Annotated in this window: 18 protein-coding genes; 5 read left to right on the top strand and 13 right to left on the bottom strand. The window is 35.1% G+C overall.

Annotation, left to right across the window (positions count from 1 at the left end):
* The 3 genes from msrA to L950_RS19930 form a co-directional block, all read right to left on the bottom strand.
* A partial coding sequence (gene msrA, locus L950_RS19945) for a peptide-methionine (S)-S-oxide reductase MsrA (protein ID WP_021190012.1) occupies positions 1 to 440 on the bottom strand: 440 nt, incomplete at its 3' end.
* An 11-nt stretch (positions 441 to 451) separates the two neighbouring features.
* Positions 452 to 901 (bottom strand): DUF417 family protein, encoded by a 450-nt coding sequence (locus tag L950_RS19940; protein WP_021190011.1) that lies wholly within the window; start codon positions 899 to 901, stop codon positions 452 to 454.
* 358 nt (positions 902 to 1259) lie between these two features.
* Positions 1260 to 1811 carry a sigma-70 family RNA polymerase sigma factor gene (locus L950_RS19930; RefSeq protein WP_021190009.1) on the bottom strand — a complete coding sequence of 184 codons (552 nt, stop codon included), beginning with the start codon at positions 1809 to 1811 and terminating at the stop codon, positions 1260 to 1262.
* Between the two features lie 558 nt (positions 1812 to 2369).
* On the opposite strand from L950_RS19930, the gene L950_RS19925 reads away from it, so the two are divergent.
* The 5 genes from L950_RS19925 to L950_RS19905 all read left to right on the top strand — a co-directional run bounded on the left by L950_RS19925 (position 2370) and on the right by L950_RS19905 (position 6532).
* Complete coding sequence (locus L950_RS19925) at positions 2370 to 3116, top strand: glycoside hydrolase family 18 protein (RefSeq protein WP_231577471.1); 747 nt, start codon at positions 2370 to 2372, stop codon at positions 3114 to 3116.
* 44 nt (positions 3117 to 3160) lie between these two features.
* Positions 3161 to 4390 carry a DUF5009 domain-containing protein gene (locus tag L950_RS19920; RefSeq protein ID WP_021190008.1) on the top strand — a complete coding sequence of 410 codons (1230 nt, stop codon included), beginning with the start codon at positions 3161 to 3163 and terminating at the stop codon, positions 4388 to 4390.
* Between the two features lie 191 nt (positions 4391 to 4581).
* Positions 4582 to 5208: a carbohydrate-binding family 9-like protein gene (locus L950_RS19915; RefSeq protein WP_021190007.1), complete on the top strand. Its 627-nt coding sequence runs from the start codon at positions 4582 to 4584 to the stop codon at positions 5206 to 5208.
* Positions 5209 to 5582: 374 nt separating this feature from the next.
* Positions 5583 to 5957: an OsmC family protein gene (locus tag L950_RS19910; protein WP_021190005.1), complete on the top strand. Its 375-nt coding sequence runs from the start codon at positions 5583 to 5585 to the stop codon at positions 5955 to 5957.
* A gap of 215 nt (positions 5958 to 6172) precedes the next feature.
* On the top strand, positions 6173 to 6532 hold the full coding sequence (locus L950_RS19905) for a hypothetical protein (protein WP_021190004.1): 360 nt from the start codon (positions 6173 to 6175) through the stop codon (positions 6530 to 6532).
* Positions 6533 to 7094: 562 nt separating this feature from the next.
* On the opposite strand, the gene L950_RS19900 is transcribed toward L950_RS19905, so the two are convergent.
* The 10 genes from L950_RS19900 to L950_RS34085 all read right to left on the bottom strand — a co-directional run.
* Complete coding sequence (locus L950_RS19900; protein WP_231577470.1) at positions 7095 to 8393, bottom strand: RagB/SusD family nutrient uptake outer membrane protein; 1299 nt, start codon at positions 8391 to 8393, stop codon at positions 7095 to 7097.
* The gene (locus L950_RS34115; RefSeq protein WP_231577469.1) at positions 8390 to 8635 is read right to left on the bottom strand and encodes a hypothetical protein; all 246 of its coding nucleotides are present in this window, start codon (positions 8633 to 8635) and stop codon (positions 8390 to 8392) included. Before L950_RS34115 ends, L950_RS19900 begins: the two co-directional genes overlap by 4 nt.
* An 8-nt stretch (positions 8636 to 8643) precedes the next feature.
* The gene (locus L950_RS34110; RefSeq protein WP_231577468.1) at positions 8644 to 9345 is read right to left on the bottom strand and encodes a hypothetical protein; all 702 of its coding nucleotides are present in this window, start codon (positions 9343 to 9345) and stop codon (positions 8644 to 8646) included.
* Positions 9300 to 10718, bottom strand: a complete 1419-nt coding sequence (locus L950_RS34105; RefSeq protein ID WP_231577467.1) for a TonB-dependent receptor domain-containing protein — start codon at positions 10716 to 10718, stop codon at positions 9300 to 9302. Before L950_RS34105 ends, L950_RS34110 begins: the two co-directional genes overlap by 46 nt.
* Entirely contained in the window at positions 10652 to 11194 is a 543-nt protein-coding gene (locus tag L950_RS34100; protein ID WP_231577472.1) for a hypothetical protein, read from the bottom strand. The genes L950_RS34105 and L950_RS34100 overlap by 67 nt, the downstream gene beginning before the upstream one ends.
* 5 nt (positions 11195 to 11199) lie before the next feature.
* The gene (locus L950_RS35840; RefSeq protein ID WP_262507153.1) at positions 11200 to 12003 is read right to left on the bottom strand and encodes an STN domain-containing protein; all 804 of its coding nucleotides are present in this window, start codon (positions 12001 to 12003) and stop codon (positions 11200 to 11202) included.
* Positions 12004 to 12251: 248 nt separating this feature from the next.
* Positions 12252 to 13349 carry a FecR family protein gene (locus L950_RS19890; RefSeq protein ID WP_021190002.1) on the bottom strand — a complete coding sequence of 366 codons (1098 nt, stop codon included), beginning with the start codon at positions 13347 to 13349 and terminating at the stop codon, positions 12252 to 12254.
* Between the two features lie 52 nt (positions 13350 to 13401).
* Positions 13402 to 13920, bottom strand: coding sequence for an RNA polymerase sigma factor (locus L950_RS19885; RefSeq protein ID WP_231577466.1), 519 nt, complete (start codon positions 13918 to 13920; stop codon positions 13402 to 13404).
* A 365-nt stretch (positions 13921 to 14285) separates the two neighbouring features.
* Positions 14286 to 14471 carry a peptide chain release factor family protein gene (locus tag L950_RS34090; protein WP_021190000.1) on the bottom strand — a complete coding sequence of 62 codons (186 nt, stop codon included), beginning with the start codon at positions 14469 to 14471 and terminating at the stop codon, positions 14286 to 14288.
* On the bottom strand, positions 14443 to 14639 hold a 197-nt coding region (locus tag L950_RS34085), incomplete at its 5' end, for a peptide chain release factor-like protein (RefSeq protein ID WP_316930713.1). The genes L950_RS34085 and L950_RS34090, both read right to left, overlap by 29 nt.

Raw genomic sequence — 14639 nt, 5'->3', positions numbered from 1 at the left:
TTCATCTTCTTTATTGGAGAAAAAATACCTGTCCGGTATTGGGTTCCTATATCATTCCCTTGTTGATTTAAAAGTGTTGGATCGATCGTTTTGAAAAACAAGTCAATTAACAGTTCTAAATCAATTTCTTCGGGGTCATAGACAACTTTAACGGTTTCTGCAGCTCCTGTTACACCTTTAGAAACTGCCTCATAAGTTGGTTTTACAACTGTTCCATTCGCATATCCTACTTCTGTAGCAGTAACACCTCTTACTTGTTTAAAAAAATGCTCTGTACCCCAAAAGCATCCTCCTGCAAAATAAATTTCTTTTGTTTTACGATTCATGTCGGTTGGTATTTTATTTAGTGGCTCTATTGTCTTTTTCTTTAAAGCAAGACCCATTGCCATCAATGTGACAACTCCAATAGAACATATCAATATTATTAATGTATTTTTCATTGTTTTATGTTTTAAACTGTCTTATAACTTACCAAATGCATACCAAATCCTAGGTACATCAGATCTTTAAGTATAAAAAAATCTGTATAGGGTACGCCATCTATAATCTTCCACATATTTGGTGTGGTGAATAAGTAACTCAATGTCATCAGGAATATGACGCAAATTGCAAATCCTGCATATTTTTTCAGTTCGTCAAATTTTAATGTCAGAATCAGTAAAATTGCTACCAAAATTTCCACTACACCAACTATATTCGATACGGTTTGCACACTCAATATGGTATACATCCAAGCCGATAGTGGATGATTTTCTATCAGTGGTTTAATCGCATTTGCCTCCGTAGGTGTAAACTTAAATATTCCTATCCAAAGTAAAATAAGAACCGCTCCTCCAAACGAAATATAGTAACCTAACGAAGACCCTATATTTGGATCATTATTTTTGTTTTTTGCATGCATTTTGATTGATTTTAAAGTTCAGTGATGTTTCTTTACATCAATAGTCGCTGATACTTTAAAATGCTGACAAAAAAGATTAAGTTTTAATTTTACTTTTTATTTTACTTTTAAACTCCTGTATATCATTTTCATGAATAACCTGATTATGCCCTTTATTCAGATTGTTGCGCAAAAGTGTATCCATAAAAATAAACTTTCTCTCATAAGCGCGGCACCATTTACAAATAGAAAGATGTCCCTTTAATCTTAGTCTTTGAATTAATGATAATTCGTCAGCATTTTGCAGTTCAATTAACAAAGTCGTCTCAGAACAAGAGAGCAGTAAAAAGTGTATGGTTCTTTTTAACATAGTAATGTTTTAATTTTGAGTATTAAACCAATTATTTTCCAAACAGGCCCTTAATTGTAATCGACTTCTCTGAAGTATTTTCCAAAGGTTAGTCGTTGTAATTCCGGTTTCCTGACAAACTATAGCTGCCTTTTTTTCTTCGAGATAATAAAGCTTTACAGGGATTTTCCACTTTAAAGGAAGACCTTCTAAACACTCCTCGAAAGCAATATGGAACTCTTTGTCATCCAGCAGATTTTGTTCTTCGTTCCACTCATATAGTATATCATCACTTTTCCATGATCCTGATTCATCAAAAAAATAATCCAAACTGATCTGATCGTTATGACGGTACTTTTTACGATAGAAATCAGCAACTTTATTCTTTAAGATACGCATGAGCCAAGTTAAGGGACTACTATTACCCTTGAAGTTAGTATATGACTCAAAGGCAGTTATAAAAACATCTTGTACCAAATCCTCGGCATCTTCTTTATCAGACACTAAATACATTGCTCTTTTTAATAAGGGCACACTGTATTGGTCAATCCACCTATTAATTGTCTCTATCTTTTCATTCATGCTGCGATTCAAATATACTGGTTTATAAAGTTAAAGAATAAACTTCTGACTTCTATCAACATTAACCGGACGATGTAAGCAGATTGGGTAGATTAATGCTAGATAAAAGGATGTTTAAATATACTTTTCATTTTAGTTCAGACAATTTATCTTGTTAGAAAAAAAGATATATAACGAATTGATTATCAACAAATAATATATTATATTTACAGATCGGACTAACCTAACATTAAAAAAAAGATCTAATATATTGAAACTTATGCTAATTAAAAAGAATGAGAAATCGTGTATAGCGTTTTTTTCCTTTCAGCTTATTATTGTGTTAATACTGCTAATATCTACTGTCTCACCCATTTTTGCGAAAAATAAACCTAGTAAGGTTATAGTCGCCTATGTAACTTCCTGGACATCAGATATACCCGATCCAACACAGATTACACATATTAATTACGCATTTGGTCATGTTAATGATGCTTTAATGGTATTCGTATCGATAATGAAACACGGTTACAATCGATTGTCGATCTGAAGAAAAAATATGCTCATCTTAAGGTATTATTGTCGATCGGTGGTTGGGGAAGTGGCCGATTTAGTGAGATGGCCTCAGATAACACTAAAAGAGAGCAATTTGCCAAAGATTGCGCTCGAGCTGTCAAACAATTTCATTTAGATGGTATTGATATTGACTGGGAATACCCTACTAGTTCGGCCGCAGGTATATCTTCCCATATTAATGATACCCATAATTTTAGTTTATTGATGAAAGCGATTAGAAAAGCTATTGGCACTAAAAAATTGCTAACTATGGCTTCTGTGGCAAGTGGTAAATATGTGGCTTTCGATATAGTTGCACCTTATCTAAATTTTGTCAATATCATGACCTACGATTCCGGTAATCCTCCTTACCACCATGCGAGCCTATACCGATCAGCATTGTCTGGTAATACAACATGTGAAGAAGCAGTAGCAGCACATATTACCGCGGGGATGCCTGCTCACAAACTTGTTTTAGGAATACCCTTTTATGGAAGAGGAAATAAGGAAGAAGTTAAAAGTTTTATCGATTACAAAGACTTATTAAAGCTACAAGGATTGGAAAAAAAATGGGATGATGTTGCAAAAGCGAATTACATGGTCAATCAACAAGGAGAATTTGTTTTGTCCTATGAAAGCCCTGAATCCATCAGGCTCAAGTGCGATTTTATAAGAGCAAAAGGTTTATTAGGAGCTATGTATTGGGAATATGCTGGTGATACAGAAGAAGGAATACTTCGACGTACAGTTTATTCAGGAATATTCGAGTAATCAACAATTGAACATAAGTACAGGAATAACCTTATTGTGAAAGAATGGAAAAGCAAAGTTTATTTTATCATAAGCGGAATCCAGCAATTGATATGATGCGGGCACTGACCATGTTGATTATGATCTTTGTTAATGATTTTTGGAAAATTCATGACGTTCCCCATTATCTTGAGCATGCTGCTTATGGAGAAGATTTTATGGGGCTAGCAGATGTTATATTTCCATGCTTTCTTTTCTCTGTCGGTTTATCCATACCTTATGCAATCGAGATACGGTATACTAAAGGATATGAATCGCTATCGACAATAAAACATATTTTGTCTCGTACATTTGCACTTTTGATTACTGGAGTTTTTATCGGAAATTCCGAAGCCGGGCTAGCGGCAGACACTCCTTATTCAATCGCTATCTATTGGGTACTGATGATCCTAGCTTTTGTTGCCATCTGGAACGACTATTCAAAGGTTACGAATCATCGAATACAAGGCCTGATCCCCATCTTCAAAATAATAGGTGTACTCATACTTCTCTATTTAGCAATTAGCTTTAGAGGAGCAAATGGATCTGTATTTTCTTCGAATTGGGGTATTCTTGGGATGATTGGTTTTTCTTATTTCTTTTGTGCGACTGCTTATTTACTATTTTCTGATCGACATAAATACCTATTTTACATTACTGTCATCCTTATTTTGATCGCAATTCTTAAAACGCCATTAAAAGCAGAGTTTGGTGGAACTTCAATCTTAAATCTACCAAAAGGTAATTTTATTGATGGATTCATTGCACTATTTCATATCGGCAATGGCGTATTAACAGCTTTCACCATGGGTGGTGTAATACTCAGTATGTCACTTGCTAAAATGGAAAAATTATCTAAAAGCATGCAATGGTTCTATATCATTTTATCTGGGTTGATCAGTTTAGCGATGGGATATTTCTGTCATCAATATTGGATTGTAAATAAAATATCGGCGACATTACCTTGGTTATTTTATGTCTTATGTATTTCCCTGTTGACATATACTTTAATGGATATCTTAACCTATTATAACTTGACAGGATGGTTTAAATGGATCAAACCAGCTGGTACAAGTACACTTACTACTTATTGTATACCTTATTTGTATTATGCAGCCTCTAGTTTAACCTTAATTACATTACCCGATCAATTAACCTCAGGGTTGCCAGGTCTTCTTAATTGCTTTCTTTTTGCTATTTTAGTAATCTGGACAGCTGGTCTTTTTGAAAAAATGAATATAAAACTACGGCTATAAAACATAGAAAATATGATTATATTGTGTTCTAAATAAGCTTTGATACCAGCACCATAGCTGACTTAAATATTTACCTTATATCTATAATGAGAAATTCGATTCGAGCTGTACTTATTTTTTTCGCGGTATTTACAACATGTAACTTAACTGCCCAAGTGCATAACAGGTCAAAGTCTTTAACAGTAGTGAGATTGAAAACGGATATAGCTGATCCTAAAGATATCCCTCTTTTTTTTAATAAAACGGCTATTACCTATCAAGCTATTGATCAGGTGAATTGGACTACATATCCCTATAAACCGCAGGTTAGTTTTGCTATTGCATATACCGATAAGGCTTTATTAATTCATTACCTAGTGGAGGAGAAACATGTAAGGGCTGTTACTAATCATGATAACGGGAAAGTATTTCAAGATGCATGTGTTGAATTTTTTGTCCAACCTCAGGCCTCTGATTTAACCTATTATAATTTTGAATTCAACTGTATCGGAAAGTTATTAATGCAGGCAGGTAAGCCTGGAAAACGTGCATTGGCCACAGAACCTATATTAAACAGTATCAAGCGATGGTCCTCTTTAGGTAGCGATCCGATCAATATTCAAAATCAAACAACCTCTTGGCAACTAGCTGTCATCATACCATTAACTGCTTTCTATTTAAATCCAATGGATTCATTTGCTAATCAAAAGTTTAAAGGGAACTTTTATAAATGCGGTGATAAATTGGAACAGCCTCATTATTTATCTTGGTCTCCTATTCATTTACCGCATCCACAGTTTCATGCTATAGATTTTTTTGGAAATATAAACTTTCAATAAAGATGAGTTAGATCTTTCGTATTATGTCTCTCATCATATTTCTTAGCAAGAACTTTATAAAACCTAATTCTGATGTAGTTTTCAGGTTTAAGCACTGATATGGTCAATTTAATCCAGGACCTGTATTTAAAGTAACCCTAGAGCATAATAAACTTATGGACAGGTTGGTCATGATAAAAAGAACTTGTACCTTTGCAAAACATAAATTCTTCGCGCGAGACCTAGATGCTTCCCTTATCTTTCAGATTGATTCCAAAAACAAAATCATTGGTTTAAACAAAATTCAGAATAGTGAAATGAAAGCACATAAATTGTAGTCAAATTAGTGTTAATATTGGATATCTAGTATAATGGAGTTAAATTTGAAATAAAAAATGGCGTTCAAGCACATCTTTAAAGTAGCACTAAGTTGGTTTTCAACAGAGAAGGTAGCTTCTCCTAAATCTAAAGTTTATAGTAAAAGCCATCACATTTCTATTGAAGGGAAAAGTGATCTGGCAATCTCTGCAGCTAAAGCTTTCAAAGGGGATCCAAGTCTATACAATCCAGAAGATCTCTTGCTGAGTAGCTTAGTTTCATGCCATATGATGTCTTATCTTTATATTTGTGATCAAAACAACATTGAGGTCATCTCTTACACAGACCATGCAGAAGCTATATTAGAAGTTAATTCAGATGCTAGTGGCCATTTTGTGGAGGTAATACTAAAACCTGCAGTGGTTATTTTAAATCCGGAGCAATTGCATTAGCGTTAGATTTGCACAAAAAAGCTAATCAACTTTGTTTTATAGCCAATTCGTGCAATTTTCCTGTAATGCATATGCCGACATGCCTCGCAGAATAAAAATATAATAGGTACTTTCCATAAAAGACAGGTATATAAACAACGCATATAACTTCGCAATTTTCTTGGGTATATGATAAAATTCTTTACTTTCGCTGTTCATTAATACATACATGATATATGAACAAAGAAATTAAAATCTTTAGAGATACAGCTAAAAGCAGAAAGTTATTAATCAGTTCTGGAGCGATCTGTCTAGTCCTGGGCATTGTATTTATTTATGGATTAGGCACTTTTGACGATATTTTTAAAGCAAAGGTAGCAGTGGCAAGTGGGGCTGTATTTTTGATTATGCTGATTTTCGTGATAAAGAGTATCATAAATATGAATGATAAGTCTGCAATTTTTGAATTGAATGAAAATACTGTAAGCGGAAAAACCTCACCTCTATCAAGAGGTATTGGAGCAATTAACTGGAAAGATGTTACTGGTTTAGAGGTTCAAAAGTTGGTGGCGATACTTTGGTGGTTGTATACTTAACGAATGTAGCATATTACCAAACAAAACTTTCCAAGATGTTTTGGAATATGGCTTTTGATAAACAATCTCAAGAATTACAGATCATGTATCTGCTTCCGAAATTGATATGAGCATAAATGAACTCTATGACTTGTTTGTATCTTACTGGAAACAACAAGTTGCATAGTTATTCATTTTCGATAATAATATGAATGGTCTCCTGTAAAACCATCATACTATAATAGAAACCTTCATTTCCGATTCTGCGAAAAGACTTTTATGGCACTATTATTTAATTAAGGTCGATCTACTAAATTTCCAAATTTAATAAAAATACAAAAATAGAGAAGGCTTATCCCATCATAGATAAGCCTTCTCTTAATTACCTTCTTAATCTTCTCTTAAGGTTATGTAAGATCGATTATTTCCTACTATTGTTCCCAACCTAATGTTTGCACTAAGTTACTTCCACTTAACACCATTTGACTATTGGCGATAGGATAATAGTAGTGCTTATTTTTAATAAAGTTTTTCTTATTATCCCTAGCAACAGTAAACATAATATGTCCATTACTTCCATTCTCTAGGTAAATGCTATTATTATTACCATTTGCATCTTTGAGGTAGTAAGTGTAATGTTCTTCAGTTGTTCTGGAGTAAACCCAGCAATAGGACCTGTATCTTTCGCCGATTCTAATATAGCTATATCGGGATTCCCGTCACCGGTGACATCCATTGCACCTAACGCCTTTACATACATACCTTGCTGTTGATCTGCAAGACGTTCACCAACTTCCCATCTAAAAATATCACGATAGCGCTGGCCTTCACATGCTAATTCAACCCGTCTTTCTCTTCTAACTTCTAAAATTAGTCCAACATTTCCTTTTACATTAGGATAGTACTGTTGTAATATAGGATCTACAGCACCCATCGCTTCACTTAAAATCATAGGAGGCATAGCAACACGCGCTCTTAGTTGGTTGATCGACTTATCCAGATCTGCTTGACTATTCAAAGTTCCAAGTTCTGCTTTAGCTTCTGCATAAATTAATAGGACTTCAGCATATCTAAATACAAATGCATCCGTGTAAGAAGCTTCCCAGCTAATCATTTCGGTAACTTCCGGATAAAATTTAATCTGATTATACCCACCTAAAGTTGGCTTCAAACGATGTGGTGTCGTTGCGTCAATCGATTGAAATCCAGGCTTCATGAATGTTTGCTCAAAACGTGGATCTCGATTTGCAAATACTTCATTGACATTTTTTGTCTTATAATTTGGTTGATTTGTAAATCTAGTCCCATCTTTCATCAAATAGCTTTCCATCAGTGTCTGGCTTAAAGCCCATTCATAATCCAATACCGTATGCGTATTTCGTCTCATATTCAAATCTTTATCGTAATCGATAAACATAATAGTTTCCGGATTTGCCTGAAGATTTTGACTGATAAACAAGTCTCTGTAAGCTCTATCTACACCACCGGCTTTACTGATCTGAAAGCTACCCTCATTTATGATTTTCTCCGAAGCAGATACTGCTCTTTCTAGAAACGTTTTAGAACTAGCAGCCAAACCTAAGTAGGTATGATATTTACGGTATGTACCTTCTTGCAGTGCAAACTGTGCCAGCTGTGCTAAAGCTGCCCATTTAGTTACAGTCGATTTGTGTCCGTCAGGTTTTATATGGGCTGCTGCAAATTCTAGGTCAGCCATAATAGAATCAACCACCAAAGCTCTACTATCTTGCTTCTTATGTAGCGGTTCAATATCTGCGGTATTCAAAGTGTGTCCATACCAAGGTACATCATTATACATATTGACTTTATCAATATAGAACCGTGCACGGAAAAATTTGGCTATACCGACATAATGATTCACTTCCTCTGCACTTGCATTCTTAACGCGTCCATAATTTCTAGAAAAAAGTTGATCCCACGCAAAGTGGACCAGCTCCAAACACTCGCATTTTGAGGCGTTATACCTCCCCTCATCATTTCATCTATAGCGCTTCCTGAATTATGATGGGCCAAGTTATCCGTTCCGATATCTGCGATCGGTGAACTTAAAGTATTGTAAAAACTATTGGTATATGTTTTTAAATCTGTAATATCATGATACATTTCATTATTTAAAAATTAAAATTCAAGCCCAAAGAATATGTTCTTTGAAATGGATAAGCAGTTCTATCCCCTACAATCTCTGGATCTAAATAATCCATCAATTTCGTAAATTCAAAAAGATTTTCGCCGCTGGCAAATAAACGAACGCGATCCACTCCCCATCGATCTGTCAACGATTTTGGAAAAGTATAACCGACCGTAATATTTTTAACCCTTAAATAGCCCGCATTTTGTAAATATTTAGTTTGTGTAGCTGCCAATTCGATTCCACTTTGCTCAGCTACATAAGATTTAGGTCTAGGCAAGTATCCATTTGGATTATCTGGCGTCCAGTGATCTAAATTAAATTTTGTCAAACTCGCCCAAGGTTGAGCATAGATACCCCAAAAGTAATGGTCGCCTCCAGGAGGATAATAATTTCTCTTACCGACACCTTGCAAAAATATACGAAGGTCTATACCATTCCATGCCGATGTTAAATCAAGGCCATAAGTGTATCGCTGTCTTGAGTTACCGATCACTTTATAATCACCATGATTTGCTAATGTCCAATCACCGTTATTGATCTTTCCATCTCCGTTTATGTCCGCAAATTTAAGATCACCTGGCTCGAGGCCTCTTGTACCCGGATAAGAAGTAACATCATTCTGATCAGCATGTGCCTCTATTTCTGCTGCTGACTGAAAAAACCTAATGTGGTCAATCCCCACATTTCACCGATCTCCTGTCCTACATAGTAATCATTTAAGTTATTTTTAGGATTGCTAAATTTTTCTATGTAAGCACGGCTGTCAGCAAGATTAAATCGAGTTGCAAAGGAAAGAGGTTTAGAACCGACCATAAACTCTTTATTAAAACCAAGGGTTAACTCCCAACCCTTGGTCTTTAAATCTGCTGCATTTTCTAATGGTACTCCGGTACCGAGAACAATAGGTAACGTACGACCCGCAGTCAGCATATCTTTTGTCATACGTTGATACAAATCAAATGATCCAAAAAATTGATTACCAAAAAGGCCGATATCTACTCCGAAATTTGATTGTGTAACTGTTTCCCAAGTTAACGTAGGCGAAACCAAACCAGGACTTGTTACATAAGCAGGGCGTTTACCATCTAACACAATACTTGTACCTTTTCCCATATTTGCGATATATGGATAATAGTTGTCACGCAGATCTTGATTAGCCAATGACCCATAGGATCCGCGTAACTTCAAATTTGAAACAGACGCACTTAGCGGAGCAAAAAAGTTCTCCTTTGAAATCACCCAAGCCCCAGAAACTGATGGGTTAAATGCAAATCGATCTTTTTTAGGAAATCTTGAAGAACCGTCATATCTCAGATTTGATTCAAAAATATATCGCTCTTTATAACTGTAGTTAATTCTAGCAAATGCACCTCTGACCGACCATGCATAGTCAGATGCACCAACTGAAGGTGTTTCTCCTGTGGCTAGTCCAATAGTAGGCAAAGAATTGGCAATCAATTGATCACGTGAGGCTGAAAACGACTCATAAATACGTTCTTCCTGATTAAAACCAACCATTAATGAAAAATAGTGATCCTTTAATGTCTGTTGGTACTGGGAATACAGATTATATACATTATAGCGGGTTTCATCACTTCCATTTGAAGCTGAGCTATTGAAAGCTTGGCGTTTGATAACACCTGGACCTGTACTAAATTCCAGTGGCACCACAAAATAATGACTTTTACCGGATACCCTTCTAAATGTTGCATCACCATTTAAAGTCCAAACATTTTTTAGTAGATCGATCTTAGCTCCAAAACTGCTTTGAAAATCATTGACTCTGCGAACACTTCTTCCTCCATCGGCAACAGCACCGATCATACTTACACCGGCTTCTGTATAGGTTCCGTCAGGATTGCGTACCGTATTTAATGAGGGCTGGCGGTTAACATTATGCCAATAAAGATAACCTTGATCAATAGCAGATGGTTGGTCATATTTATCTGCAGTATAGGTTGTATTATTAGATAATGTAAACCAATCAGTTAATTTATAATCTCCCTTAGCTCTAAAATTGTAGCGATCATAGGTATCTGGACTGATTCTGAGCATACCATTTTGTCTATAATACTCTCCAGAAAGATAAAATGAAGACTTTTCATTTTTTGAGATATATTGATGTTGTTCGTGTAAGAAGGCTGAATATCTTTATATACTTCTTTGAACCAGTCTGTTGAACCTAAATAGATATAAGCATTAGGATTTTTTGGATCCACAATCACACGTGGTAATGAAGGATCATCATTTAAAGCTTTACCATATTCGAGCATCCTTTCATCATAAAGATTATACCAAGGAGCACCCATGATATTCCTATACTTCATGACTTCATATGGATTATCTTCAATGTCGACCGTTCTAGTTATTGCTTTAGCTGCAAAAATTGAATTGGCGGCTACCTTTATCTCTTTACTTGTTCCTGTTTTTGTCGTTACTAAGACCACACCAAAAGCAGCCCGGCTACCATAGATTGCTGCAGATGCGGCATCTTTTAAAACCGTAACACTAGAAATATCAATGGGATTCATTCTGTTTAATTCATCATTTGTGGCCGGAACGCATCAATCACAATTAATGGTCCACCGCCAGATAATGATGTATACCCCCTTACATTAATCCCAGGTGAACTATTTGCTCTACCACTCGTAGGCGTTATGTTTAGATTAGCCATAGCTCCCTGTAGCCCAGTGCCAACATTAGTAATCGGTCTGCTATCCAAAAACTTTTCGCTGATCTGGTCAACAGCACCAGATAAATTGATTCTTTTTTGAGTTCCATAACCCACGACAATAACTTCATCCAAGTGCGACTCTGCACTTTCCATTCGGATATTGATCACCTTTTGATTTGCAACCTGAACCTCTTGATCTTTGTAGCCTAAAAAACGGAAAAGTAAAATGCTATTTTCTGGTACACGAAGAGAAAACCGTCCATCTGCATCTGTCTTTGTCGAAAGGCCAGATACTCCCAAAACGGATACAGTTACACCCCGCATAACCCCAATAGAATCACGCACTGTACCGGATATTTCAATATCTGTTTTATTTCTTTCAGTAATAACGATTGTCCCCCCCATTATCTCAAATGCAAGATTTTGACCTTTTAGTGCCCGATTTAAGACGGTGCGAACATCTGATTTAGAAACAGACACATCTACAAGATCGGTCTGCTCGAGTAATTTTTCATCGTAAAAAAAACGCAATTTAGTCTGCTTAGATATCTCTTTCAGCACATGCTCTATTTTCGCATTCTTCATCGAAATATTTACATTCTGAGCATATCCCGATGCTTGGGCCCCGAGTGTAAACAACACAACCAGCATACAAATTAACTTCATAATTAGCAGGATTTTAAAAACATAGGCATAGGGTCGACTCCTCCGATCATCCCGGATTATTATAGGAGAAAAAAAATTCATAACTTTGAATAGTTAAAGGTTGATTAATCTATAGAATTCACATTTCAATAAATTGCCTTTTTCCATTTGGGAGTGCGTCAACACTCCCTTTTTTTATGGATCTGGCCGTAAACTAGTATTTGTTAGGTTTCGATCATATCATTCAAATTTTAAGGTTTATAATTCTGTTATTTTATAATTACTTTTCGTCCATCAATTTCAAATTTTTTCTTAGTCACATATGCCAATGAATTCAGAATTTCGGAAAGTTTCAATTCACGACTTAAAGAGCCTTTATAAGATGAATTTAAGGTCAAAGCTTCAGCATTAATAATTTCAACATCATACCATCGCGCAATCTGTGATAAAATATCTTGAAGATTGTTGCCGTCAAAATAAAACTCTCCTCGTTGCCAAGCTATATGTTTTGAAACATCTGTTTGTTGGATTTTAATTTCATCACCTTTTATCAAAGCCTCTTCTCCCGGAAGCAATTCATGTTCGTGATTTCCTTTTAGAATCTTTACTTTACCTTCAACAAGAGTTGTATTCACTTGATCTGCATAAGCATTAATGTTAAAACTTGTACCTAGAACTTCAACAGTACTACCTTCGACTTCAATGCGGAAGGGTCTATTCTTATCCTTTTTCACTTCAAAATAAGCTTCACCTGTGAGCTTTACCCGACGCTCTTTTACACCAAAAGCATCCGGATAATCTAGTGTAGAAGAAGAATTTAACCAAACCAATGTACCATCCTCTAATTCCAATTTATATGTGCCAGCATTGGGTACTTCTACAAAATAGTTACTGGAATGCGGTACATTATCCTTACTTAGTTGATGGTCTTTTATTTCACTTTTTTTACCCTTATAAGATAGATAAGCATAAGAAGACCCAGGCAGGATATCATTTTTATAAGTTCCAGTAGAATCTGGTATTTGTGCTGCCAAATGGACTTCCTTTATTTGAATATTATTTTTCACAAAGTATAATGTAGTAATACTCACGATCACTATAACAACGGCCGCTACGGAAAATCTTTTCCAGTCAAACATCTTTCTCACTGGATTTGAATCAGAAGTAACATCTAGCTGATCCATTACGATAGATTTTGATCTACCTAATGATTGAATCCGTTTGGTATCCGAAGTCTCTTGAGACTGGTCATCTTCAATTGAATAAAACCAATTCAAAAGCAGTCTATGTTCTTCAGGTGTACATTGACCATCCAGATATTTCTGAAGTAATTGTTTTTGAGAATCTATGGGTTTATTTTCCTTCATACATCCTTATAACCCGACTTCGGGTGAATAAGTACCGAAAAAAGTAAAATAATTATTTGAGTTTAAATTTGAGTCTATTCAGCGCCATAGAAACATTATTCTTGACAGTCTGCTCAGATAAAGAAAGTTGATTGGCAATGTCTTTTATTGACATATCTTCACTCCTGCTGAGTCTAAAAACAGAACGCATAGTATCAGGCATACGAGACATTTCATTTTCTAAAAGCCTTGCAAGTTCTTTAGCGATCAGTTCATCTTCACTGGTAGTGCCGATAAGATATTGATCTTTATTAATCTCAAGATAATCAAGATGACGATTTCTTTTTTCACTTTTAATAAGCCAATCAATCATCTCATATTTGGCAGCTTTAAATAAGTAAGGATAAATGGAATCACTCACTTCAATTTTGCTTCGTCTATTCCACATAGAAATAAAAACTTCCTGTATTATATCTTCGACATCTGGAACAGATTCAATCCGCTTTTGGATAAAACGAAAAAGAATATCCGAATATCGATCGAATAAAATTGAAAAGGCCATTTTATTGTCCTTCTTTAATTCCTCAAACAATTCGCTATCAGACCACGTCTTCATGATTTCTTACTCTTGATCAATTTAAATTGCATACTAGAACTTTACATTTCTTCAGTTGCAAAGTTATAATTGGTGTGTTAAGATAGCGTTAATATAATATTTAACAAAAAACAAATCACATTTTTAATCTGGTTTTTATTAAAAATTTTCATTAATCAACTAAAATGTAGTGATCTATCGATGCTACGGTTTTACATAAAAATGAAATAATTTCGGTCTAAGACTGCTTATTTAGATAAATTAGTACCTCCACATATAAATGCAAATTCTAATTATAGTACAAAAGCCCTAGGTATTTAAACATAGGCTTTTGAACAGTGATTCATCTCCATCTATCAAATTTATAATGAACATTTAAATTTGATACCTTTAAAAACCCGGATGGGGTTACCACGCTCTATTTCAGCATGATTATGCCATTGGAGGTCTTTTTCTTGCTTAACAGTCAGATCCTGCATATTCATGATCTTTAACGCAAGACGTTCTGTTGCTAATTTTTTATTTTGTAATTGGGATCTTGTATCCATCGCTACGACCATTAACCCTGTCATGAAGTGCGCGAACAGCAGAACTAACTTTATTTACATGTTGTCCACCAGGTCCCGAACTTCGTATCATTTGATAAAGAATATCATCTTCCGAAATTGCTACCTCATTCTTCTCATTAACAATAAACAAAGCAATGAACCAATTTT

This window comes from Sphingobacterium sp. IITKGP-BTPF85 (assembly GCF_001006065.1).
In the GTDB taxonomy this organism is placed as follows: domain Bacteria; phylum Bacteroidota; class Bacteroidia; order Sphingobacteriales; family Sphingobacteriaceae; genus Sphingobacterium; species Sphingobacterium anhuiense.
The sequence above is the reverse complement of the archived record's forward strand: the minus strand, read 5'-3'. Positions and strand labels throughout refer to the sequence as shown.